Here is a 22,517-nt window from a genome sequence, read left to right as displayed (position 1 = left end):
GGACTTGTAGTCCCCGATAACGGGCGATGGCTGCCACCGAACGGGCGGAGTGCAACTCCGCGCGGTGACGCTTTGGGAGTACAACTCCCAAAGAGCAAGGGGGAGCAAGGGTACAACTCCAAAAAGAGCAAGTGGGCTGGTCCGTGCGAAGCAGCCGCCCCCGCAACTTCGCCGCCAATTTCCGTCTTTTGACTTCCGGTACCGACCCATTGCGCGTGCGCCTTTCTCTATGCTGACTCTTCGCCTCACCCTCGAAAGCTTTCGTTTTGCCTGGGATGCCCTCAAATCCAACTTGTTGCGCACCATCTTGTCGTTGCTCGGCGTCACGGTGGGCATCTTCTCCATCATCACCGTATTCACCATCGTCGACTCGCTGGAGGCCAACATCCGCAGCAGCATGGACTTTGTGGGCGACAAGGTGATTTACATCGAGAAATGGCCGTGGACGTTTGGCCCCGACTATCCGTGGTGGAAATATTTCAATCGGCCCGTGCCCACGGCGCGCGAGTTTCAGGAACTGCGCAAACAGCTCAGCAACAACAGCCGGGGCGTGGCCATTTTCGCCGCCAAGGGCGGCAACACCCTCAAGGCCGGCTCCAACTCGGTGTCGGACTGCGCCATCCAGGGCGTGAGCTACGACTACCGCGTGGTGAGCAGCGTGCCGCTGGCCCAAGGCCGGTACTTCACCAACCAGGAAATGGAGTCGGCGCGCCCGGTGGCCATCATCGGCGCCACCATTGCCGAAAACCTGTATCCGCAGCGCGAGGCGCTGGGCCAGGAGTTCAAGTCCCACGGGCTCACCTTCGTCATCATTGGGGTGATGGAAAAAGAAGGCAAAAAGCTGCTCGACACGCCCAGCAACGACACCAACGTGCTGGTGACGTTCGGCACGTTCGTCAAGATGTTTGGGCTGAGCACCAACGGCATGGGCGGGGCCCCGTCGGCGCGCATTGGCGTAAAGGGCCGCGACGACGACCCCGGCCTGCTGGACCTGGAGTACGAGGTGAAGGGCGTGATGCGCAACATTCGCGGCCTAAAGCCCCGGCAAGAAGACAACTTTGCCCTGAACCGGCCCGAGATGATTGCCGGCCAAATCACCAAGCTGTTCGGCGTCATCGGGATTGTGGGCGGCGTGATTGGGTCGTTTGCCATCCTAGTGGGCGGCTTCGGCATCGCCAACATCATGTTCGTGTCGGTGCGGGAGCGCACCAACATCATCGGCATTCAGAAGTCGTTGGGCGCAAAAAACTTCTTCATCTTGTTCCAATTCCTGTTCGAAGCCATTTGCCTGTGCCTGATTGGAGGCGGGGCCGGCATTCTGCTGGTGTGGCTCATCACGCTCTTCCCGCAAGACGCGCTGCCGCTTGGCATGTCGGCCGCGCGCATCATCCTGGGCCTGTTGGTGTCGGTGGGCATCGGGGTAATTGCCGGCATTGTGCCGGCGGTGATGGCCGCCAACCTGGACCCCGTTATCGCCATTCGGGCCAAGTAGAAACGCCTGCTGGCGTCTTGGCGTTGAAACAACCCTGCGGGCTCCCATTACCGCGCCGCTGGCCGGCTGGGCGCAGCGTTTGCGCAAAAAAAAAGTTGTCATGCTTCGACAAGCCCAGCAGGACGTTCAAGTTATTGTTCAGATAAGTTCTTAACCATTATTGCTTCATGACGCTACCTCCTTTTTTGCAGCACGAATTTCTGGGTAATACCGTGGGGCAGTACCTGCTCGCGGGGCTGATTCTGCTAGTGGGCGGGGCCTTGCGCCGGCTGCTGTCGCGGCTGCTGAGCAAGGTGCTGTTTCGCCTCACCAAGCGCTATACCGCCGGCGTAACCGAAACGGAGCTGCACGACTTGCTCATTCAGCCCGTATCCATCCTCTTTTTGCTTTTTACACTCTATTTGGCTTTCAGCGTGCTGCGCTACCCCATGCCACCCGACGCAGTGGAGGGCATAGAGCCCTGGCCCAAGGTGGCGCTGCTCCGCGTGTTCCTGTTGGGCGTTATTGCCACCGTCACGTGGGTGGTGCTGCGCATGGTCGACTTTGCGCTGCTGGTGGTGAAGCGCCGCAACGAGCTACGCGCCACGGCCCGCGTGCAGCGGCTCGACAACCAGTTTTTGCCTTTTGCCAAAGACCTGCTCAAGGTGCTCGTCATCGTTATCGGAGTGATGGTGGTGCTGGGCGAAGTGTTCGGGGTGAACGTGACGGCGCTGGTGGGGGGCTTGGGCATTGGGGGCCTGGCCGTGGCGTTTGCCGCCAAGGAAAGCCTCGAAAACCTCATTGCCTCCTTCACCATCTTCCTCGACCAGCCCTTTGCCGTGGGCGACCTCGTGACGGCGGGCCCCGTGAGCGGCACCGTGGAGAAAATTGGCTTCCGCAGCACCCGCCTTCGCACAGCCGAAAAAAGCTACCTCACCGTGCCCAACAAAAGCATGATTGACAAGCCGCTCGACAACCTCTCGCTGCGCACCTCGCGCCGGGTGGGCTTCTCGCTCACCTTCGACCAGCGCACCACCAGCGCGCAGCTTCACGCCATCATTGCCGCTTCGGTAGAAGCCATGAGAGCCCACCCGCTCGTGACCCAGGACGTGCAGATGAAATTCAACGCCCTTACGCCCACGGGCAAGGAAGTGACCGTGCAGTACTTCGTGGACACCACCAGCTACGACGAGTACCTCGACGTGAAAGAAGACCTCAATTACCGGCTGGTGGAAGTAGTGGAGCAGCACGGCGGCTTCTTTGCCAACGCGCCCGCCCCGGTGGTCGAAGCAGCCAAAGTCTGAACCACGGATTCCTGCGGATTGGTCGGATTCCACGGATTTTGTGGACGCCTCCCTTTTTGTTTTGCAATAATCCGACAAAAAAGGCCACTCATATGAGTGGCCTTTTTTGCTTTCAATTTTGTGCAGCAATCGTCCACAAAATCCGTGGAATCCGACCAATCCGCAGGAATCCGTGGTTCAGATATTACCGGCCACCGAACAGGCCGCCGAGCAAACCGCCCATGCCGCCGCCGCCACCCAGCAGGCTACCCAGGCCGCCGCCGCCAGCTTGGCGGGGCTGCGTGTTGGGCCGGCCACCCAGGCCACCGAGGATGGACATCATCGAACCCAAGCCGCCGCTGCCAATGGCCGAGCCCTGCTGCGGCATACTGGCCGACTGGTTGCCGCCGCCCATCAGGCCACCAAGCATGCCGCCGCCGAGCAAACCGCCCAGCATGCCGCCCAGGCCGCTATTGGTGGCGCCGCCGAGCAAGCCGCCCAGGCTGCCGCCCCCGCCGAGGCCGCCAAGCATGCCGCCGCCCCCGCCCATGCCTTGGCTGCGGCCGCCCATTACCCGCGAAATCACCATGGGGGCTACTACGCCCAGCAGGCCGCCCATGAGCGCACCCTTGGGAATGCCCACGCTGGAAAGTTTGTCGCCGATGCCGCTCAGGAAACCCTGTTTGCCGGGGTCCTGGGGGTCGTGTTGCACGTGCGCGGCTTGGTCAACCACCGTTTCCAGGGTCTGCTGCTGCTGCTGGTTGATGCCCAGGTACTGCGACATCTTGGTAATCATGACCTCCTCGTCGTTGGCATACGAGCCATCGGCCCGCGCGAAGCTGATGAGGTCGGTGACGAGCGAAAAGCGCAGGTCGCTGTTCTTGAGGGCGTCGAGGTTCTGCTGAATGGTTTGGTTGTTGGAGTCTTGAGCGGCGGCCAGCACCTGCTGCGTGGCGCCACCCGACAAACCGGCCTGCTGGGCCAAGGCTTGCAAGAACTCGGCTTCGGCGCCCGAGGCTTGGCGGTCGGCAGTGGCCAGGCTGGCAATGGCGCTCAGGTAGGCGGTTTTTTCGGCTTCCGAGTAATTCTGGAGGAGTTGGGCGTCCATGGGGAAAGAAAAGTTGGTTGGGAAAGAAGTCTGCACACTTCAACGGTGCCGCCGCGAATACGTTGCTTTTCACGGAGAGGAGCCGCAAGGCGTATTATTTGCCGCTTGTGCGCAAATTTTCTGGCCCTGAAAATGAATTTGTTGCTACGCCAGGACCCGTCTTGGGGCAAGATTGCGGCCGATAAAACCGAAATTTGTTTGGCACTTCCAAAATCACCTCCCATCTTTGCAATCCCAAACGGAAATGCCCACGGGGGATTAGCTCAGCTGGTTCAGAGCATCTGCCTTACAAGCAGAGGGTCGGCGGTTCGAACCCGTCATCCCCCACAGTGATTATCAGCCACTTAGGTTAGAATCTGAGTGGCTGTTTGCTTTTGGTGCCTACTACGGTGCCTACAAACGCCCAGGAAAGCTTAGCGCTTGCTTGTGTGTCTCATTCGGGAGGTTAGCTCAGTTGGTTCAGAGCGCTGCTTTCACACAGCAGAGGTCGAAGGTTCGAGCCCTTTACTTCCCACATCGATTAACAGCCATTTAGCTTGCTTGCTAGGTGGCTGTTTTGCTTTTGGTATACTACGGGTACTAGAACCATGTTCACTCCTGAAATTTATAATCATTGCACCAAAGGGGAGGACATTAAGCGGCTGGAGGACCTTTGTTCTCATTGCCCAATCCCTGCCGAAGTAGAAGCAGCTTCGAAGCGCATCAAAGCTGAAATAGCGTCCCGTAAGGAAACTGACACGCCTTCTATGTTCCTGCGCTATTGTGAAGAGAGCTTAGAGCGTCATTCTAAGCTAGCGGCTAAGTTAGCCAACGACTTAAATAATCCTATCAAAAACTGGTATCCACAAACAATGGGCGCTAAGTTTTGGAATCAGGAAGTAGCAAAGCTGTATCGTGACGAACTATCCAGTTTAGAAGCTAACGCAGCCCCTAGTAACCCTTTTGGTATGCCGCCTGAACTGTATGCGCTGGTCCTTCAAATGCAGGAACAGCAGCGTCATGAGGCGTTAATGCAGTCGGTTGAAGCCAAACCCGCAAAACGTTCAGTAAAAAAGGCCAATAAGGTCGCCAGTGATGCACTTGAGGGCTTGCTACGCCAGATTGATAAAGCAACATTTGAGGCTTTGTTGCTAAGGGAGGGAATGTTGACGCTGGAAAATGAGAAGCTAGCAGCGGCTCCCAGCAATACCCCTGGGGCATGGGTAGCATTGGGATGGGCGCTCAAGGAAACGGGGCTATTGCGAGAGAATGGGTTTGCGTCGTTACGCCGCGCGCTTGTGCAACAGTACGGGGCTAAAGTAAGCGAGAAGGCTATGCAGGAAGGGCCGGGAATTAGGGTAGAACGGCGCTACAATGAGTTTGTGACGGCCCTAAAAGGCTTGAAATAAGCAGAGAAATTGCGGAGTAGTGCGGTTGTGTGCGGGCCGCAAGGTGCCGCAAAGGGCCTTGGGTTCCTTTGACCCAACGCTACCGGCCAACCTTTCCGGAGCAGTGGAAACATGCACACTTTGGAAACCCTGTTTAGAACGGTCGCTGAGCAATTGTCTACAAATGAGTCAGCGGGGCCACTACTGTTGCTTTGCTTAACTCTAGTAAAAGGAGCTATTTATGAAACTGGTAAACAGATAGCGTCTGTTATTTGGCGCTGGCTAGCTAAACGCGGACAGTCTGAGCGAAAGTAAGTTTGATAGTAAGCAAAAAGCTCCGGCCACGTGGGCAAACTTGCAAAGCAGTTCAACGCCTTTATTCAAAGTCAGTAGTGTATCGTTTATAGATGTTAGACTGATAGAGAGCAGAGAGAATTGTTTTTGCCGGGATACATGCTGAATAGGGAGTAATACCTTTTTCTTGAAACGTTGACTTCTCGAAAAGCTCTCGCGCAACCATTCCCACAACGCGGCCAGTGTCGTCAATCACAGGGCTGCCGCTACTGCCCGGTGCAGTACGGGCCGAAATAACAAGTAAGTCTTGCCCCCACATGTCAGCAACTTGGGCATTTACTTCTCCCCGATGGACAACTTGATAAGCTTCCCGCGACAAGGGCACGGCTGGGTAGCCGATTGTGATTACATCTTCTAGTAGTGGCACATCTGTACTTAAGCAGAAATTAGAAGCAGGTGGTGTATCAACCAACCTGATTAGTGCCATATCGACGCCAGTTTTAGCTAACAGGAGTTCGACTTCGCTATGCCCTAGTTCCGTTTCCTCTTTTGTCAGGACTCGAAAGCTGCTGTGTTTGTCAAGCACATGGTCATTTGTTACAATAAGCCGTAGGCTGGGGGTGCTGGGGGTAGTAGGTGGCAAATCCATAAACCAACCCGTGCCGATGGATACATCTTCTCCGCATTTCACCTCAATTTTTACAACAGAGGCATGGTAACGACGAATAATATAATCAAAACCAAATAAATGGTGTATATTAAATCGTTATCCACTAAGTATTTAACAAAATACGTATTTACCTCATACTCTTTAACAGGAAATAGCCATGTAATGCCGTCAGGCAGTCGTTCAAATAGCATACCCTTATCGGCCAACAGCGCAAATGCTTTATCAACTAGCTCTACAGGCATGTTTCCATAACTTGGCTTACCCAATCTCATTGAAAGAATATGGAAAAAGCGGGTAGAAATTCTTCCGTTGATAGGATAGTAAGACATGGGAATCCTTTGCTTCCATCCTTCTAGCGAGGATTGTATAAGAGCGACTTCAACTTTGGCTATCTCTTGGATGAAGGGCCATAGTTTTGAGTTAGTGCATTGCGCGCTGATATAGTCAACAACAAGCTCAAGCCATGCCAAATTTTCGGCGTGTGAAGTAAAGTATATCGATGCAGGGAACTTCATACCTGTAAGGTAAGAGGGTTATACCTGTGCTGAATGAAATCTGAAAGCAGACTAGCCGGAAACGCATTGTTTCTGGCCAGTTACGGCAACGAAAACCCTTTGGTCATAGTCCAGCGCCTCTAAGCAACTGATAGGCTGTGTGCAGCTCTAACCCCGACACGTGCCAGTTCACGTCCAAATCTGGGGGCAAATGGAGACGAACCGGCTGAACATAGATAATAGCGACCAGCGTTGCGACTGGCTCCGTATCAGCTAAAGTTACTTTGGGTCACTTCTGACAAGTAGGCAGAGCAATTGAAAACGTAGGGAGCTATTGTTCACACGCAAGAGGTCGAAGGTTCGAATACTTTATTTAAAACATTGATTAACAGTAATTTAGTTTTCTGCTGGATGGCTGTTTTGCTTTTAACAGTATCAGGTGCAGACCGCAGCGGGAGAGCATAACCGCCTCAGTAAGCCAAGGGTGAAGACACCACGCAACTATACGGCTGCCGAGAGCACCAGCGGCCCACGGTAGTAGGTGGCAAGATGCCGTTGAAGGTAGATGCATGGAATGCGCCAGATTTTTAAGTAACTGCCTCAAAACCCGTTTGCTACCCGTACTGCTTGGGGCAGCAACCTTTGTGGGGGCATCAACGAATGAGAAGCGTGCCCGCTGTAGTTGCAGCGTGGCCTTCACCGTTTCATTTCCCATTCCATGAGCCACCCCGACAGCCCCCGCGTTAGCCCCGATTCTGCCGCAGCTAACGCCCTCTCCAAAGCCGGCGACCAGCAGGCGCAGGCCACCGACACCTCCTTAACCGCCGACGCTGGCAGCACCGACGCCCAAACGGCCGCGCCCGCAGCCGGCGGCGCCGCTGCCCTGATTTCGCAGGCCCAGCAATGGCTGAAAGGCCAGAGCCTGCCCACTTCGCTCACGCAGGTGCCCGAGCCCCTCAAGCGCCTGCCCTCGCAAATCGGCACCCAATGGGGCCGGCTAACCACTACCCAGAAAGTAGTGGGCGGCGCCCTGCTGGCAGCCGGTGGATTTTATCTGCTCCGGCGGACCGGCGCGGCTGCACGCCGCGAGAAGTCCAACCCTGTGAGCACGTTGCACGAATTGCTGCTTTTTGTGAACGACCGGGTGGAAGGCTACAAGCGCGCAGCGCACGAAAGCCAAGACGCGGACCTGCGCAATTACTACGAGCAACTGGCGGGCCAAAGCCGGAATTTTGCCACCCGCCTCAACGGCTACCTGCGCGTACAGGAAAGCGAGCCCGAAACCGGCACTACGCTGAAAGGCAAGCTGTACCGGGCCTGGATGGAAACCAAAGCAGCCGTGACCGGCTACAACGAGAAGGCCGTGTTGGGTTCCAACGTGTACGGCGAGGAATGGGCCATCAAGGCCTACAAGGAGGCGTTGATGGACCGCTCCGTTACGGGTTCGCTGCGCCGCGAGGTAGAGCGCCAGTACGAGCAGTCAAAGCAGACTTATCAGCGCCTGCAGCAGCTGCAATCGCAGCATCAGGCGTAGGGCACAGCTTCCCCAAGGGAATAGCGACAAAAGCGCGGGCTAACAGCCCGCGCTTTTTCGTTTTGTAGCGACCTTAACGTTTATAAAACCGTTTAGGCAGTATGTCGCTAGCCGGTCCGACGCCCTAGGCGTCCGACCGGTTGTCGGTCAACGGTCCTTTGGGTTTCGTGTTTGCGGCAACTGGTCGGACGCCTAGGGCGTCGGACCGGGCGGGGCCGGCTTTCCAAACCGCTTCGCTGCGGCAAACTGCCTGTTAGTCTTCCGCTTCGGCGTTTTTCAGTTTACCGAGCAGCGAATACGCGCCTTGCGTGACAAAGCGTAAAGATTGGCCTTGCGCAGAAGTGGGCAAGTGGACTTCGGTGTAGCCGTCCTCGCTCACGCCCTGCGTCACGGGGACCATGCGGTAGGCGGCGTTGCCGGCTTGGGCGGCGGTATCGGCCGCCACGAACACGTAAGCCTGCGCGCCAAACTGCACGACCGCCGCCGCCGGCAGCGTGGGCACCGTGACGCGGTTGGTTTCGATGACGGCGCGCACGAACGTGCCGGGCAGCAAGTGCTCGTCTTCACGGTCTTGGTGGGCGTGCACGCGCACGGTGCGCTCGTCGCTAATGGTCTTGCCGATGAGGTAAATGTGGGCCGTCCGCTCCCGGCCGATGGAGTCGTTGCCCAGCGTGAAGCGCACCAGCTGGCCTTCTTTGAGTTGCGGCACGTCCTTCTCGAAAACGGTGAGCTCGACGTGCAGGTGGTCGGGGTCCACGATTTCGAAGAGCACGTCGGTGGGCGTAATGCTTTGGCCCACGCTCACGTTGACGGCTTTCACGAAGCCCGCTTTGGGGGCCCGCACGCTGGCCGTGCTCACGATGGCGCCGCCCAGCGGCAAGCCCGCCAGCCGCAGCCGGGCGCCCTGGGCGTTGGCTTTCACCTGCATGGCTTCGTACTCGGCCCGGGCCCGCTGGAAGTTCTTTTGCGGGGCCACTTCCTGGCGGAAAAGCTCGCCCTGGCGCTCGTACTCCGCTTTGGCGAACCGGAGCTGGCTGCTGGTCTCAAGGTAATCTTGCTGTAGCTGCACGAACTCGGGGTTGCGGATGGTGGCCAGCACCTGGCCTTTGCGCACCCGCATGCCTTGCAGCAGCTCGGTGTGGGCCACGAAGCCTCCCAATGGCGCACTCACGGACACCAGGTTTTCCGGCGGCACGTCCAGCACGCCGTTTACCTTCAGGCCCCCGCTCATGGGGCGCTCGGTGATGCTGCCGAGGCGTACGCCACCCATCTGCTGCTCGGCCGCGGTGAGGACGACGCGGTCGGGGAGGGCTTTTTCAGCGTCTTCGTTGGCGGGGGCGCCGGCGGGCGCTGCCTGGGCTTCGGGCTTGGAAGTGGTTGCCTTATCGCCGCAGCCCACGAGCAGGCTGAGCAGCAAAAAGGTCGAGGGTAAATAGCGCATGATGATGTTCACTACGGGCAGGACGGCCACTGGGCTTGGTTATTGACCGCCCAGCAGATATTCCAGCTCGATGATGGTCTGGTTGTGTTGCAGCAGGGCATCGAGGTAGTCGAGGCGCAGCCGACGGGCCCGTTCCAGGTTGAGCAGGTATTCAGAATAGCCGGTTTCGCCGGCTTTGTAGGCCAGGGTAGCCAGCCGGGTGATGACGACGGCTTGCGGCAGCGCCATGGTTTGAAAATAGGCCAGGCGTTGCTCGTGCTCGGCTCGGCGGGCCCCCAGCTCGTCGACCAGCGCGGCGAGTTCGGCGCGGTAGCGGTCGGCGTTTACTTGGGCCGTTTGCTCCTGCAGCCGGGCCGCTTGCACGCGGGCTTTCTGCGGCGCCCGCCACAGCGGCACCGCCACGCCGGCCTGCACCCCTTGGAACCGGGAGCCCCGGCCAAAGTACCGCTCGGCTCCGGCCGCGTCGAGCCGCTGGTAGCCCACGATGCTTTGGTTGAAATAGCCCACGGTGAACTCCGGCAAGCCGGCGGCTTGGGCCACACGGGTTTCGGCGCGGCGCTCGGCCAGTTGCTGGGCCAGCACACGGGCCTGCGGGCTGGTGCGCTGCAGCGCGGTGTCTGAGGGGGCCACGGCCGCGAGCAGGGTCAGGGGGCGCAGCAGGCTGTCGGCTATTGCTACAGGGGCGGGCACTTGCAGCAGGGCCTGCAGCTGGCGCTGGGCCACCCGGAAATTGGTGCGGGCTGCCAGCAGCTGCGTGCGGATTTCGCCCTGCTGCACCAGGGCCGTGGCAAGCTCTAAGCGGGCGGCTTCGCCGGTTTTGAAGCGCAGGTTGGCCGCGCGCAGAAACTCGGTGTATACGCTGTCTTGGCCCCGCAACACCCGTAGGCGGTGGCGGGCGTGCACGGCCTGCTCGTAGTGCAGCCGCACCTGGCGCCGCAGCTCGGCCTGCACCTGCTGCAGCTGGGCTTGTTGCCCGGCAATGCGGGCGTCGGCCAGGCGGGCGGCGCTCCGGTACACGCCCGGCAGCGCCACGCCCTGCGTGATGGTGAACTGATTGTCGAGGTTTTGGGAATTGTATTGGCCGTAGCTGCCCCCTACGGTGGTGCGGCCAATGTCGTGAACGGCGCCGCGCAGAGCCTGCTGAGCTTCGAGCGCTCGGGTGCCGGCCAGCACCGTGCCATTGGTTTGCAAGGCCTGCGTCACGGCTTGCGTGGCGGTGAGCGGCGCTTGCGCCCGGCCTAGGAGTGGAAGTAGCAACAGCAGCAGCAGTAGCGGCAGGCTCTTGACGGCTCTGGGGCTGGGTGTGGGGGTGAGCTTTGGCGGTTGCTCCCGCTCGCTCAGGGCGTAGAGCACGGGCAGCACCAGCAGGGTGAGCAAAGTGGCCGAAACCAGCCCGCCGATGACAACGGTGGCCAGCGGGCGTTGCACTTCGGCGCCGGCCGACTGCGACAGCGCCATGGGCAAAAAGCCCAGCGACGCCACGGTGGCCGTCATCAGCACGGGCCGCAGGCGGACTTTGGTGCCGCGCATGATGCGCTCAGTAAGGTCATGGACGCCTTCGGCCTTGAGCTGATTGAAGTAGCCAATGAGCACAATGCCGTTGAGCACGGCCACCCCGAAAAGCGCAATGAAGCCCACACCCGCCGAGATGCTAAACGGCATGCCCCGCAGCCACAGCGCCGCAATGCCCCCAATGGCCGAAAGCGGAATGGCCGTGAAGATGAGCACCGATTGCAGGAAGGACCGGAACGTGAAAAACAGCAGCGCAAAAATGAGCACCAGCGCCACCGGCACCGCAATGCTGAGCCGCGAGGTGGCCTGGCGCAGGTTCTCGAATTGACCGCCGTAGGTGGTGTAATAACCGGGTGCGAACTTCAGCTGCCGGTCCATCTTGGTTTGCAGCTCTTCCACCACGGTTTGCACGTCGCGGCCGCGCACGTTGAAGGCCACCGAGACGCGCCGCCGGGCGTCGTCGCGCTGAATTTGGTTGGGGCCTTCGCGCATTTCCACGCTGGCCACTTGCTCCAGGGGCACCTGGCGGCCATCGGGCGCGGCCACAAAGAGGCGGCGGACGCTGTTGATGTCCTTGCGCAAGTCCTGGCGCAGGCGCAGCACCAGGTCGAAGCGCCGCTCCTGCTCGAACACCTGGCCGGCCACTTCGCCGGCGAAGGCGGTTTGCACGGTGCGGTTCACGTCGGCCACGTTCAGGCCGAACTGGGCGAGGCGGTTGCGGTCGAGCGCCACCACGATTTGGGGCAGGCCGGTTACTTGCTCCACGTACACGTCTTCGGCCCCGGCCACTTGGCGCACCAGGCGGCCGGCCTGCTGGGCGTAGTCGGCCAGCTGCTGCAGGTCCTCGCCGTAGATTTTGAGCACCACGTCCTGCTTGGCGCCCGAAATCAACTCGTTGAACCGCATCTCAATGGGCTGCTGGAAGCCAAACGTGACGCCGGGAATAACACTCAGCGCCTCCGACATTTTCTCGGCCAGCTCCTCGCGGTTCGGTGCGGAGGTCCATTCCTGCTGGTCTTTCAGCACCACGATTAGGTCGCCGGCCTCCACGGGCATGGGGTCGGTGGGAATTTCGCTCGACCCGATTTTGGCCACCACCTCTTTCACCTCGGGAAATTGCTTTTTGAGGATGCCGCCGGCCTGCTGGGCTTTTTCGATGGTGTAGCTCAGCGACGAGCCGGTGAGCGTGCGCATTTCCACGGCGAAGTCGCCTTCGGTCAACGAGGGAATGAATTCTCCGCCCAGTGTGCGAAACAGCAGGGCACTTCCCAGCAGCAAGCCGCCGGCGGCCGCAAGCACTGCCACCGGCCGGCGCAGGCTGCCGCGCAGCACCGGGTGGTAGCGGCGAATAAAAAAGGCCATCATGCGGTCAGCAAAGGTCGTTCTGGACTCCGTGGAGCGGCTCAGGGCCAGCGCCGACATCATGGGCACGTAGGTGAGCGAGAGGATGAAGGCGCCGAGGATGGCGAAGGCCACGGTTTCGGCCATGGGCCGGAACATTTTGCCCTCGATGCCGGCCAGGGCCAGCAGCGGGAGGTACACGATGAGAATGATGATTTCGCCGAAAGCCGCCGAGGAGCGAATGCTGGAAGCGGCCTGGTAGGTTTCGTCGTTCATTTCGCCTTGCGTGAGCTGGCCGGCGGCGGCGTGGCCGGGCGCGTGCCCGCCGTGCAGCCGGTGCACAATGGCCTCGACGATGATGACGGCCCCGTCCACAATCAGCCCGAAGTCGATGGCGCCGAGGCTCATCAGGTTGCCCGACACGCCAAACAGGCGCATCATGCTGACGGCAAAAAGCATGGCCAGCGGAATCACCGACGCCACCACCAGCCCCGCCCGCCAGTTGCCCAGAAACAGCACCAGCACAAACACCACAATCAGGGCGCCTTCCAGCAGGTTTGTGCTCACGGTGTGAATGGCCCGGTCCACCAGGCTGGACCGGTCGAGGAAGGGCTCGACGGTAACGCCCTCGGGCAAGGTTTTGCGGATGGTGGCCATGCGCTGCTTCACGTCCTTGATGACTTCGGCCGCGTTGGCGCCCTTGAGCATGAGCACCAGCCCGCCCGTGACTTCGCCCTGGTCGTTGAGCGTCATGGCGCCGTAGCGCACGGCGGCGCCGTAGCGCACGTCGGCCACGTCGCGCACCAACACGGGCAAGCCGTTGGCGGTGCTGCGCACGACGATGTTGCCGATGTCGGTGGGGGAGGTGGCCAGGCCTTCGGTGCGGATGAAGGCCGCGGTGGGGTTTTGGTCGAGGTAGGCGCCGCCGGCGTTTTGGTTGTTTTGGGCCACCGCCTGGTACACTTCGGCCACCGTGACGTTGAGCGAGCGCAGGCGCTCGGGGTCGAGGGCCACTTCGTACTGCTTGAGGCGGCCGCCGAAGGAGCTCACTTCGGCCACGCCGGGCGTGCCCAGTAGCTGGCGCCGCACCAGCCAGTCCTGAATGGTGCGCAGCTCGGTGGCGTCGTAGCGCTGTTCGTAGCCCGGCTTGGCCCGCACCAGGTACTGGTAAATCTCGCCCAGGCCGGTGGTGAGGGGCGCCACGGTGGGCTGGCCGGTGCCGGGCGGAATCTGGCTTTCGGCCTCCTTCAGCCGCTCCGTGACTTGGGCGCGGGCCCAGTACACGTCGGTTTGGTCTTCGAACACAATGGTGACCACCGAGAGGCCGAAGCGCGAAAGCGACCGGACTTCGACCCGGCCGGGAATGGTGGCCATGGCCTGCTCCACCGGAAAGGACACCAGGCGCTCAATCTCCTGGGCCGCCAGCGAGGGCGCCACCGTGTACACAATCACCTGGTTGCTGGTGATGTCGGGCAGGGCGTCAATGGGCAGGCGGCTGAGCGAGTAGCTGCCCCATACCACCAGGGCCAGGGTCAGGAGCCCGATAACCAGCTTGTTGTGAATGGAAAAATGAATCAGTCGGTCGAACATCCGCGGACGGGGGTAGGGTCTAACACGTCGATGCGGCCCTGCCGACTCGTGGCGCCAACTACTGCAGGCAAGGCAACGGCGCTAGCCGTCAGCCATTTCCTCTGATAAGGAAGGGCCAGCAGGCCAAACACTAACCGCATACTGCGCAAAGGTACTTCAGCCACCAAGCCAAGCGCCGGTTTCACTGACTACGGCCGACGGAGGGTAGTTGGTTATATGCTTTGGGCGTTTCTGGCAAGTGCAAGGCTGACAAATAGATGGTTTGCAATAGCTTTACCGGCTCTACCCTAAACGTATGCAATCTTCCCCCTTCCCCGCGTCGGCGGTACCGGTCGGTGCCCGTGTATCGCGTACCTACCAGATACAGACGGATACCAGCACCAAAGTGCGGGACCGAACCGTCAGCAACTCCATCGCGACGACGCTTCGGCAGACGCACTACGGACGCACCCGCTACGGCACCGATGCGGTGTTTACGGAACTGCTGTCTTTTCAGCAGACCGACCAGTCACCGCTGGCCGTTTTACTGGCCGACCTGAACCCGGTGAATAACCAGGTGCTGTTTGAGGTCAGCACGTACGGCGACTTGCTGGCCATTCGTAATCTTGAACAAATAGAAGCGCAGTGGCAGGGTCTGCGGCCTCATATCAAGCACAAGTACGGGCGCACGGCGGAGGGTCGGGCATTCATCGAAGGATTCGAGCAACGGCTGAGTTCAGATGCCTTACTTAGCAGCTTTCGCCACAAAGGGGCCTACGGCATCCTGTTTCCGGGGCAGTTCAATCCGGCCGGACCGGCCGGCGCAATTCGTCGGGGCTACAGCGAGCGGCTGATGAGTGGTTTCTTTGGCAGCGTCGACCTTCCACTGAAAATGCACACCCAAGTAATGCCGGACAGCGGAGCGCCGGGCCAATGCCAGCTGCGCGTAACGGGCGAGATTGACGAGGTCCGGTTTGACGCCGCTGGCTTCCAGCTGCTGGTGAAGCAGGCGATGGATATGATTAACTACCGCGTGGTGCATCACCTCGACTGCCAAGAGGAGTACGACCTGGACGAGGCCGGCTGGCTCACGGCGGCCCGGCAGGAGCTGACCTTTACGGTGGACAACTTCTACCACCAGCACACCCGCCACGAGCTAAAAGTGGTATGAGATGGCAAGCAAAGGCGATAAATACATCACCAGCGGCGTGTGGCTGCGCTGCGACAAGGGCGCGGTCCCCGGCCAACTGACGGCCACGCCCAAGACGGTAAAGCTCTACGGGCAGGACTGGGCCACGCAGCTGGATGCCGTGCCTCTGGTCAACATTCCTTCCTTTGGCGCGTGCCTGGTGACGCGCACCCCCTGCGCGCCGCTGACGGGGCTGTGGACCAACGTGATGGAAACCGTCAGCGTGCAGGGTCAAAAGCCGCTGCTGGACCTTTCCACCTGCCAGTGCACGGTGGGCGGGCTGATAAAAATCTATTTCACCCAGCAGGCCGCCCTCGCGGCCGGCCTCGCGCTGCCACCGACGCTAACCCAAGAAGATGCCGACGCCGAACAGGAAGCGAAAGAGGACGCGGAGTTTTGGGGCGATGTAGGCAAGGGACTGCTGATTGCGGCAGCGGTGGTGGGCACGGCCGCTATCATCGTTGGCACCGGTGGCGCGGCGCTGGCCGTGCTGGGAGCCGCCGCCGCGACCGGGGCGGCCGTAGGCGGGGTGGGCGGCGCCGTGGCGGGCGGCATCAGCGGGGGCGCGGAAGGGGCGGTATCGGGCTTCTTTCAGGGGGCGGCCTTCGGCGCGCTGGGTGGCATTGCCGTGGCCAGCGGGGCGGGCGTGGTGGCCGGCGCACTGGCCCTTGGGGCGGCCGGGGCCGGGGTGGCCAGCCTGGGCTTTCTGGGCAAGGCGTGTTACCACAACCCGAGCCAGGAAAACGGGCTGGTGCTGGTGGGAGCCGGGGCGGGTCTGCTGGCGGGCGGGTTGACGGCGAAGGGGATAGGCGGGGTGAGGTCAGCCGCTACTAAATCTGGCTCGTTATCGAAGGGCATTACTGATTTAGTAAAGTCAGTGCGCGAGGAAGCTCTGAACCGAGTCGCTAATCTGTCGGTAAACAAGAGAGGTCCGTGTTACAGTGGTGTGCATGACCCGCTAACAGGGAGAACTCACTACGGCGAGAATTTTAACATGAGTAAGCCTGCGGGTCGGGCGGCGTACACTAAGTTCTACGAGGAATCTCATCCTGTTATTAAAGGCCGGATTGACTCCCAAAACGAGGCATTGCGAAATGGTACGGCCACTGCTAAAGAGACGGCTGGAACCCCCGGGGCACACTCAGAAGTTGTTGCGTTGGACAAAACGTTAAAAGCACGGGAAGCCCACACAGGTCGACCCGTGACGGAAGCAGACTTGTCGGAGCTACATCTTCATAACCGGTCCACAATGAATGCGACTGCCGGGCAACCGATGAACCGCTGCGATAACTGCCGGAACATCACGCACGGAGTCAACTCCGTTGGTCACAAATAAATACTCGTACAATGAACAGGATAAACATAGATGCTCTGGATGGTCGGATTGACCAGAATGTCACCGTTCTCTACCAGAATGGCCAACCCTACTCCGGAACTGTGTATGAGATGTCTCAGGGCCGGACTGATGTGGAATACGAAGTCTTCAATGGCGTAAAGCACGGAATAGAAACGGAATTCTATCCTGATGGGAAGATTCAATCCGTCAGCCAATATATTGGCAATCTGCTGGATGGGCCGTTGATTAACTATTATGAATCCGGTGCGGTCGAGGAAAAAGCCATATTTGAGAAAGGCGTGTGCGTTCGCTCGACCTCGTATGATGAGAACGGGCAAGTTGTTGAGGAATATACCATCAGCGAGGAAAGTCCGGAATACCCTTGGCTCACTTACCTCCGACAAAAAAGCCACGTTTAAGAAAAGGCTCGTTTACTTTCTTTTTCATGCTGACCGAATTCCAAGCCATTAGTATTCAGCAAGAGTTGCGTCAGCGCGTCATCACAGTTGATGATTTGCCGCAGCCCGTGCAGATTATTGCAGGGGCTGATGTGGAGTATGACAAAAACAGCGACCAGATTGCGGGTGCCATCGTGCTGCTCGACGCGACCACCAAGGCGGTGCTCGACGCGGCAACCCACGTAATGGCAGCGCCATTTCCGTATGTGCCAGGCTTGTTCTCCTTTCGGGAAATGCCGCCGCTGCTGGCCGCTTACCACAAACTGCGCCTGCAACCGGACGTAATTATCTGCGATGGCCAGGGCCAGGCTCACCCACGTCGGTTCGGGTTGGCCTGTCATTTAGGCATCGAACTGAATATACCGACCATCGGCTGTGGTAAAACCCGGCTCATCGGTCAGTTTGATAACCTGGCTTCGGAACGGGGTGCCACAGCTTCACTTGTGGATGAATTGACTGGCGAGGTACTCGGCCTAGCGCTACGGACGCAAACCGGTATAAACCCGCTTTTTGTATCGGTTGGGCACCGTGTCTCACTCGAAACAGCTACTCGACTAGTCCTGTCGATGAGCGACGCTGTGCGTCTGCCTGAAACTACCCGGCAAGCGGATAAGTATGCCCGCGAAGCACTGAAAGGCGCTGTTTACTAGAAGGGTGCTAGGTCGCTGAATACGCCCGGCGCAAGCTATAAGCAAGCTATAAGCTACAATCACCTCGTCCGTGGCCCATTGCTGTGCTTGGCACTATCGAAAAACACCGTACCATCGCCAAGCCCTGCTCAGCGGCTGGTGAGTTGGGGTGCTGAAGCCCGCAGCCGCACACAGGCGCGCTCGCCAATGCGGAACGGGGCCCGCGAGGTGAGCATGATTTGCACCACCTCGGCGCCGGCGCTGTCCTGCGCCGCAGGGCCCACCACGCCGGTTTCTACGCGGGATGGGCGGCTGGCCACCCACACCCGAACCGAGTCGCCGGGGTGGGCGCTGCCCTGGCGGCCGGGCGGCAGGGCCAGCGAAACCATCAAGTGGCTGCGTTTGGTTAGCGTGGTAACGACTGTAACGGGCGTTAGGTACTGGCCAACCGTGATTTGGCAGCGACCCACAAAGCCGTGGCGGGGCGCCAGCACGTAGGTGTAGTTGTAGCACTTGGCCAGCACCTGCCCGCCGCGCACGTATTCGCCGTCCGCAAAATAGATTTTCCGCACCCGCCCCGTGACTTGCGCACGCACGGCGTCGGTGCCGCCCGCGCCCACGTCGCCCATCGCCACGAAGTACGTCGAATCCGGCGTTGCCTCGGCTGCGTCGAGGGCCGTCGGCGCGGCAAAGGCTTCGGCGGGCGTCGCGGAGAACGGCTGTGCCCACCAAACGCCGCCCAGCGCCAGCACGCCCAGCGTGCCACCCACGAGCAGAAGCTTTTTCATACTACTAAAATATTAAATATTTGCCGTTATTAATGCGGCTGCACCGGCGTGGGTTTGGGCCGGAATGGGCTGGCCGCTGCATTGCTAGCCAGGAAGGCATATGGTGAATTCGGCGAATTCTCCCTCTTGGGAAGCGACAGTGAGCGACCCGCCGTGCGCCTTCGTCACAATGTCGTGCGACAGGGACAAGCCCAGCCCCGTGCCTTCGTGCGCGGGCTTGGTGGTAAAAAAAGGCTGAAAGATTTGCTGCTGCACTTCTGCTGGAATGCCGGTGCCGTTGTCCCGAACCCGAATTTCGGCCTGGCCCGTGGGCAAGCGCTGGGTGGTCACGCAGACTTCGGGCGTGTAACCAGCGGGGGTGTTGCTTGTTTGCTGGCGCTGCTGCACCGCGTAAAAAGCGTTGGTGAACAGATTGAGCAGCACGCGGCCCAAATCGGGGGCCACGGCCGGTACCAAGCCCAGGTCGGGGCACAGCTGCGTGGTGATGGTCGTGGTGAAGGAGGCGTCGCGGGCGCGCAGTCCCTGGTAAGCCAAGCGCAGGTACTCGGTCACCAGGGCGTTGAGGTCGGTGGGGGAGCAGGGCGCGCTGCCGTGGCGCGAGCGCGCCAGCATGCCGGCGATGATGGAGGTGGCCCGCTGGCCGTGCTGGCTGATTTCCTGGAGGTTTTGTTTCAGGCCGGCGAGAAGCAAGTCCTGGTTGGCGTCGCGGGCGGGCTTGGGCCCTTCGATGGCAATGTCGTCGACCAGCAGCGCGCTCACGTCGGCAAAGTTTTTCACGAAAGCCAAGGGGTTTTGCAGCTCGTGGGCAATGCCGGCCGTGAGCTCACCCAGAAACGCCATTTTTTCGCTTTGCACCAGCTGGTCTTGCGTGGCCTTGAGCTGGCCGAGCGTGCTGCTCAGCTGGTCGCGCTGGCTGGCAATCTCGGCGTTTTGCGCGTTTAGCTTTTGGTTGGCGCGCTGCTTGAGGCGGTTGTTGCGCCACAGCAGCAGCAGGGCCGGCACGGTGCTGGCCAGCGCCGCCAGCAGCAGGTTTTGGCGGCGCTCGTCGCTGGCGGAGGCCCGTTGGTCAGCCAGCTCCTGCTGGCGCAGCCGTTCGCTCACGTCGATGGCCTGCAGCTGGGCCATTTTGTTCTGGCTAAACAGGGTGTCGCGGGTGCTGCCGGCCAGCAGCAGGTAGCGAAAGGCGGCCGCGCTGTCGCGCCGGGTGGCGTGGGCCGCCGCCAGAAACTGGCTGGCTTCCAGTACGCCCCGGGGGTGGTGGCCCACCTGCCCGGCCGCCAGCGCCTGGCGCCCAAAGTAGAGGACGGAGTCGGCCCGCGGGCCGTTGAGGCGCTGGGCAAGCCGCGCCTGGCCCATGTAGGCGCGGCACAGCGCGAAGGTGATGCGCTGGTTGCCCGCCCGCCGAATGCTCCGGCGGTAGTATTGCCGGGCCAGGGCGGGCTTGCCCAAGCCAGCGTAAATGTTGCCCAGCATGGCCGCGTCGCCCACTTCGCTGGTCAGGTCGTGGTTCCGCAAGCTCAGCGCGTACCCTTGTTGGGAATAGAACAGTGCCGAATCGAGCTGGTTGAGCTGGACGTACGCGTTGCCGATGTTGCCCATCAGGCGGGTGAGCAGCTGGGCGTTGTTGCTCTTTTCGGCCACGCGCTTGGCCCGGAAAAAGTAGGCCAGGGCCGTGCGGCTGTTGCCTTGCTCCCAGTTGAGGTAACCCAGTGCGTTGGTGGCCCGCCCGATGAGGAAGTCATCGCGCAGCATTTCGGCCAGCCGCCGCCCTGCCAAGCCCATTTGCAGGGCGGCGGGGTAGTTGCCCACCTCGCGAAAGCCAGACCCCAGCCGCACCAGGGCCCAGGCTTTTCCGCGCGCATAGCCCAGCTTTTGGGCCAGCTGCAGGGCTTGCTTGCCGTAGGCAATGGTGAGCAGCGGGTCGGTTTGGGTGTGCTCGTGCGCCAGTTGAGCCAGCAGCAGGACCCGGCTGGTGTCGGGTGGGGCAGCGAGCAGTCGCTGCTGCAAGCTGTCGAGGTGGGTGTTGGGTGGGGCGGCAACAGCGGCTGCCGCCGTGGCGCACCACACCACCAGTAAAAGGCTTGTTTTCATATAGCAAAGAGTGCGGGCGGGAACGGGTAACGCAGTGCGTAAGTGGGCAGGTAGCCGCTCCTGTGTTGGGGCTGCTGGGCAGTAGGCCCCGGCAAAAGCAGCGCATCAGGGCGGCGTAAGGGCGGGATGGGAAGAGTAGCTAGTGGCTTCTAACCGGCGGGTTCTAACATATATAATAACCAATTTACTAAGATTATTCAATATACTGCCCGTTGGTAGCCTCTGCCATTTGAGCGCTGCAGAAGAGCATATTTGCAGCGCTGTTCACTCCTGCGTTTCATCTTCGTGTTGTCCACCCGCTCTGCTTCCGTTCGCGTGCGCCGCTTGGCAGCAGGGCTGTTTTTTGGGCTGCTGGCATTGCTGGGCGTCGTTTTCACCCGCGACTACGGCATGAGCTGGGACGAACCGGCGGACCGCCTCAACGCCTTCGTGACGGCCAAGTACGTGGCCCTGCGCCTGGCCCCCGCCCTGGCCCAACGGCAGCCGCGCCTGGCCGACATCCCCGACCTGCACCAGCACCGCGACGCCGACCACGGCGTGCTGTTTATGCTGCCCTGGGTGGCGCTGGAAGCTCTGTGGCCGGGCGTGGACCCCGCCGAATGGGCCTACCGGCGGCATTTGGTGGGCTATTTACTGTTTGTAGCCAGCGCGTGGGCGGTGTACCGGTTGGCCCGGGAGTGGCTGGCCAACTGGCGCTGGGGCTTGGCAGCGGCGGGCTTGCTCGTGCTATCGCCCCACATTTTTGCCGAAGCGTTTTACAACTACAAGGACATCGTTTTCCTCAGCCTGTTTGCGCTGGCCATGCTCACGCTCACGCGGCTGCTGCGCCGGCCCACCATCGGCCGCGCCGCGCTTCACGCCCTGGCAACGGCCGTGGCCATCGACGTGCGTTCCATGGGCGTGTTGCTGCCGCTGCTCACGCTAGCGTTTGTGGGGTTGGAGATGCTGTACCGGCCGGTGCGTCGGCGCGAGTTTACGGGGGCGTTGGCGGTGTATGTGCCCCTGGCGGCCGGTTTGGTGGTGCTGGGGTGGCCGTATTTGTGGGAGGCGCCGCTGAAGAATTTTGGGGCGGCGCTGACCAGCTTCAGCCAATACGCCAAGCCGTTGGAGGTGTTTTATATGGGCAGTTTTGTGTCCATTCAGCACCTGCCGTGGCACTATGCGCCGGTGTGGATGCTCATCACCACCCCGCTGCCCACCGTGGTGCTGTTTCTAGTTGGGTTGGGAATAATAGGCCGGGCAGCACTGGCAGGGCCCCGGCGCTGGTTGTGGCGCACGGCAACCCGCCGCAACCTGCTGTTAGTGGCGTGGTTCGGGGGGCCATTACTGGCCGTGATGCTGCTGCAGTCGACGCTGTACGACGGGTGGCGGCACCTGTACTTCGTGTGGCCCGCCATGGCTTTGGTGGCGGTGCAGGGGCTGCGCGCGATGTGGCGGGCCTGGCGGGCCGAGGCCTCTGCTGCTGCGCCTTGGCGCCGTTGGGCCGCCGGAGGCTTCGTGGTTGTGCTGGCAGCGGGGGCCGTGCAGGTGGGGTGGCGCATGGTGGCCGAGCACCCTTTCCAGTACGCGTATTTCAGCTTTTTGCCGGGCAAGACCATTGAGCAGAACTTCGAGCGGGACTACTGGGGCTTGTCCACGAAGCAGGGGCTGGAATGGGTGCTGGCCCACGACGCGCGCCCGCTGGTGCCGGTGGGCATGGACGAGCGCACGGCCGTCACCCTGCTCATCAATTGGAAAATGCTGCCCGTGGCCGACCGGGCCCGGCTGCGCATCGTTCCCGCGGCCGAGGCGGAGTATTATTTCACTATATACCGCTGGCACCCGGGCCCGTACCCGCCCAGCGTGGGCCGGCCGGTGCTCAGCATACGGGTGGGCGGCGCGGCCATTCTCACGGTGCTGCGGCGGCCCTGAGCAGCCGGTGGGCTGTTTCTTTGCACCCGTG

At 60.9% G+C, this 22,517-nt stretch carries 16 protein-coding genes and 2 tRNA genes; 11 read left to right on the top strand and 7 right to left on the bottom strand.

Annotated elements, in window-relative coordinates; genetic code table 11:
- Nucleotides 1-229 precede the first annotated feature (229 nt).
- Together VF629_RS00185 and VF629_RS00180 are read left to right on the top strand one after the other, a co-directional pair.
- Nucleotides 230-1,492, top strand: coding sequence for an ABC transporter permease (locus tag VF629_RS00185; RefSeq protein WP_331056416.1), 1,263 nt, complete (start codon nt 230-232; stop codon nt 1,490-1,492).
- A gap of 167 nt (nt 1,493-1,659) precedes the next feature.
- On the top strand, nt 1,660-2,775 hold the full coding sequence (locus tag VF629_RS00180) for a mechanosensitive ion channel family protein (protein ID WP_331056415.1): 1,116 nt from the start codon (nt 1,660-1,662) through the stop codon (nt 2,773-2,775).
- 184 nt (nt 2,776-2,959) lie between these two features.
- On the opposite strand, the gene VF629_RS00175 is transcribed toward VF629_RS00180, so the two are convergent.
- Entirely contained in the window at nt 2,960-3,862 is a 903-nt protein-coding gene (locus VF629_RS00175; protein ID WP_331056414.1) for a TerB family tellurite resistance protein, read from the bottom strand.
- A gap of 252 nt (nt 3,863-4,114) precedes the next feature.
- Here VF629_RS00175 and VF629_RS00170 point away from each other — a divergent pair.
- From VF629_RS00170 to VF629_RS00160, 3 genes are all read left to right on the top strand, one after another.
- Nucleotides 4,115-4,189: transfer RNA gene (locus VF629_RS00170), tRNA-Val, on the top strand.
- 112 nt (nt 4,190-4,301) lie between these two features.
- Nucleotides 4,302-4,376 (top strand) — tRNA-Val (locus VF629_RS00165).
- A gap of 73 nt (nt 4,377-4,449) precedes the next feature.
- Nucleotides 4,450-5,250, top strand: a complete 801-nt coding sequence (locus VF629_RS00160) for a hypothetical protein (RefSeq protein ID WP_331056413.1) — start codon at nt 4,450-4,452, stop codon at nt 5,248-5,250.
- Between the two features lie 355 nt (nt 5,251-5,605).
- On the opposite strand, the gene VF629_RS00155 is transcribed toward VF629_RS00160, so the two are convergent.
- Both VF629_RS00155 and VF629_RS00150 read right to left on the bottom strand, forming a co-directional pair.
- Nucleotides 5,606-6,172: a serine protease gene (locus tag VF629_RS00155; protein ID WP_331056436.1), complete on the bottom strand. Its 567-nt coding sequence runs from the start codon at nt 6,170-6,172 to the stop codon at nt 5,606-5,608.
- Between the two features lie 50 nt (nt 6,173-6,222).
- The gene (locus tag VF629_RS00150) at nt 6,223-6,708 is read right to left on the bottom strand and encodes a hypothetical protein (protein WP_331056412.1); all 486 of its coding nucleotides are present in this window, start codon (nt 6,706-6,708) and stop codon (nt 6,223-6,225) included.
- A 697-nt stretch (nt 6,709-7,405) separates the two neighbouring features.
- Here VF629_RS00150 and VF629_RS00145 point away from each other — a divergent pair.
- On the top strand, nt 7,406-8,221 hold the full coding sequence (locus VF629_RS00145) for a PA2169 family four-helix-bundle protein (protein WP_331056411.1): 816 nt from the start codon (nt 7,406-7,408) through the stop codon (nt 8,219-8,221).
- A gap of 253 nt (nt 8,222-8,474) precedes the next feature.
- Here the strand turns inward: VF629_RS00145 and VF629_RS00140 are convergent, their stop codons facing one another.
- Nucleotides 8,475-9,692 carry an efflux RND transporter periplasmic adaptor subunit gene (locus tag VF629_RS00140; RefSeq protein WP_331056410.1) on the bottom strand — a complete coding sequence of 406 codons (1,218 nt, stop codon included), beginning with the start codon at nt 9,690-9,692 and terminating at the stop codon, nt 8,475-8,477.
- Between the two features lie 9 nt (nt 9,693-9,701).
- Nucleotides 9,702-14,105, bottom strand: a complete 4,404-nt coding sequence (locus VF629_RS00135) for a CusA/CzcA family heavy metal efflux RND transporter (RefSeq protein ID WP_331056409.1) — start codon at nt 14,103-14,105, stop codon at nt 9,702-9,704.
- 295 nt (nt 14,106-14,400) lie between these two features.
- Here VF629_RS00135 and VF629_RS00130 point away from each other — a divergent pair, with 295 nt between their 5' ends.
- Genes VF629_RS00130 through nfi form a run of 4 tightly spaced genes read left to right on the top strand, consistent with a single transcriptional unit; the run spans nt 14,401 to nt 17,717 of the window.
- Nucleotides 14,401-15,255 (top strand): hypothetical protein, encoded by an 855-nt coding sequence (locus VF629_RS00130; protein ID WP_331056408.1) that lies wholly within the window; start codon nt 14,401-14,403, stop codon nt 15,253-15,255.
- Between the two features lies 1 nt (nt 15,256).
- The gene (locus VF629_RS00125; RefSeq protein WP_331056407.1) at nt 15,257-16,609 is read left to right on the top strand and encodes a PAAR-like protein; all 1,353 of its coding nucleotides are present in this window, start codon (nt 15,257-15,259) and stop codon (nt 16,607-16,609) included.
- Nucleotides 16,610-16,620: 11 nt separating this feature from the next.
- Nucleotides 16,621-17,028 carry a hypothetical protein gene (locus VF629_RS00120; RefSeq protein WP_331056406.1) on the top strand — a complete coding sequence of 136 codons (408 nt, stop codon included), beginning with the start codon at nt 16,621-16,623 and terminating at the stop codon, nt 17,026-17,028.
- Nucleotides 17,029-17,054: 26 nt separating this feature from the next.
- The gene (gene nfi / locus VF629_RS00115) at nt 17,055-17,717 is read left to right on the top strand and encodes a deoxyribonuclease V (RefSeq protein WP_331056405.1); all 663 of its coding nucleotides are present in this window, start codon (nt 17,055-17,057) and stop codon (nt 17,715-17,717) included.
- 128 nt (nt 17,718-17,845) lie between these two features.
- On the opposite strand, the gene VF629_RS00110 is transcribed toward nfi, so the two are convergent.
- Together VF629_RS00110 and VF629_RS00105 are read right to left on the bottom strand one after the other, a co-directional pair.
- Nucleotides 17,846-18,484, bottom strand: coding sequence for an efflux RND transporter periplasmic adaptor subunit (locus VF629_RS00110; protein WP_331056404.1), 639 nt, complete (start codon nt 18,482-18,484; stop codon nt 17,846-17,848).
- An 84-nt stretch (nt 18,485-18,568) separates the two neighbouring features.
- On the bottom strand, nt 18,569-20,575 hold the full coding sequence (locus VF629_RS00105; RefSeq protein WP_331056403.1) for a tetratricopeptide repeat-containing sensor histidine kinase: 2,007 nt from the start codon (nt 20,573-20,575) through the stop codon (nt 18,569-18,571).
- Nucleotides 20,576-20,863: 288 nt separating this feature from the next.
- Between VF629_RS00105 and VF629_RS00100 the strand changes: the two genes are divergently transcribed.
- The gene (locus tag VF629_RS00100) at nt 20,864-22,486 is read left to right on the top strand and encodes a hypothetical protein (protein WP_331056402.1); all 1,623 of its coding nucleotides are present in this window, start codon (nt 20,864-20,866) and stop codon (nt 22,484-22,486) included.
- Nucleotides 22,487-22,517 lie beyond the last annotated feature (31 nt).

The sequence above is a fragment of the Hymenobacter sp. genome (assembly GCF_036388155.1).
In the GTDB taxonomy this organism is placed as follows: Bacteria; Bacteroidota; Bacteroidia; order Cytophagales; family Hymenobacteraceae; genus Hymenobacter.
The sequence above is the reverse complement of the archived record's forward strand: the minus strand, read 5'-3'. Positions and strand labels throughout refer to the sequence as shown.

Excerpts from the sequence above, each read along its gene's own strand:
- VF629_RS00130 (WP_331056408.1), top strand. The coding sequence starts at position 14,401 with ATGCAATCTTCCCCCTTCCCCGCGTCGGCGGTACCGGTCGGTGCCCGT.
- VF629_RS00120 (WP_331056406.1), top strand. The coding sequence starts at position 16,621 with ATGAACAGGATAAACATAGATGCTCTGGATGGTCGGATTGACCAGAAT.
- VF629_RS00125 (WP_331056407.1), top strand. The coding sequence starts at position 15,257 with ATGGCAAGCAAAGGCGATAAATACATCACCAGCGGCGTGTGGCTGCGC.
- VF629_RS00145 (WP_331056411.1), top strand. The coding sequence starts at position 7,406 with ATGAGCCACCCCGACAGCCCCCGCGTTAGCCCCGATTCTGCCGCAGCT.
- VF629_RS00155 (WP_331056436.1), bottom strand. The coding sequence starts at position 6,172 with ATGGATTTGCCACCTACTACCCCCAGCACCCCCAGCCTACGGCTTATT.
- nfi (WP_331056405.1), top strand. The coding sequence starts at position 17,055 with ATGCTGACCGAATTCCAAGCCATTAGTATTCAGCAAGAGTTGCGTCAG.
- VF629_RS00175 (WP_331056414.1), bottom strand. The coding sequence starts at position 3,862 with ATGGACGCCCAACTCCTCCAGAATTACTCGGAAGCCGAAAAAACCGCC.
- VF629_RS00160 (WP_331056413.1), top strand. The coding sequence starts at position 4,450 with ATGTTCACTCCTGAAATTTATAATCATTGCACCAAAGGGGAGGACATT.
- VF629_RS00135 (WP_331056409.1), bottom strand. The coding sequence starts at position 14,105 with ATGTTCGACCGACTGATTCATTTTTCCATTCACAACAAGCTGGTTATC.
- VF629_RS00110 (WP_331056404.1), bottom strand. The coding sequence starts at position 18,484 with ATGAAAAAGCTTCTGCTCGTGGGTGGCACGCTGGGCGTGCTGGCGCTG.
- VF629_RS00105 (WP_331056403.1), bottom strand. The coding sequence starts at position 20,575 with ATGAAAACAAGCCTTTTACTGGTGGTGTGGTGCGCCACGGCGGCAGCC.
- VF629_RS00150 (WP_331056412.1), bottom strand. The coding sequence starts at position 6,708 with ATGAAGTTCCCTGCATCGATATACTTTACTTCACACGCCGAAAATTTG.
- VF629_RS00180 (WP_331056415.1), top strand. The coding sequence starts at position 1,660 with ATGACGCTACCTCCTTTTTTGCAGCACGAATTTCTGGGTAATACCGTG.
- VF629_RS00185 (WP_331056416.1), top strand. The coding sequence starts at position 230 with ATGCTGACTCTTCGCCTCACCCTCGAAAGCTTTCGTTTTGCCTGGGAT.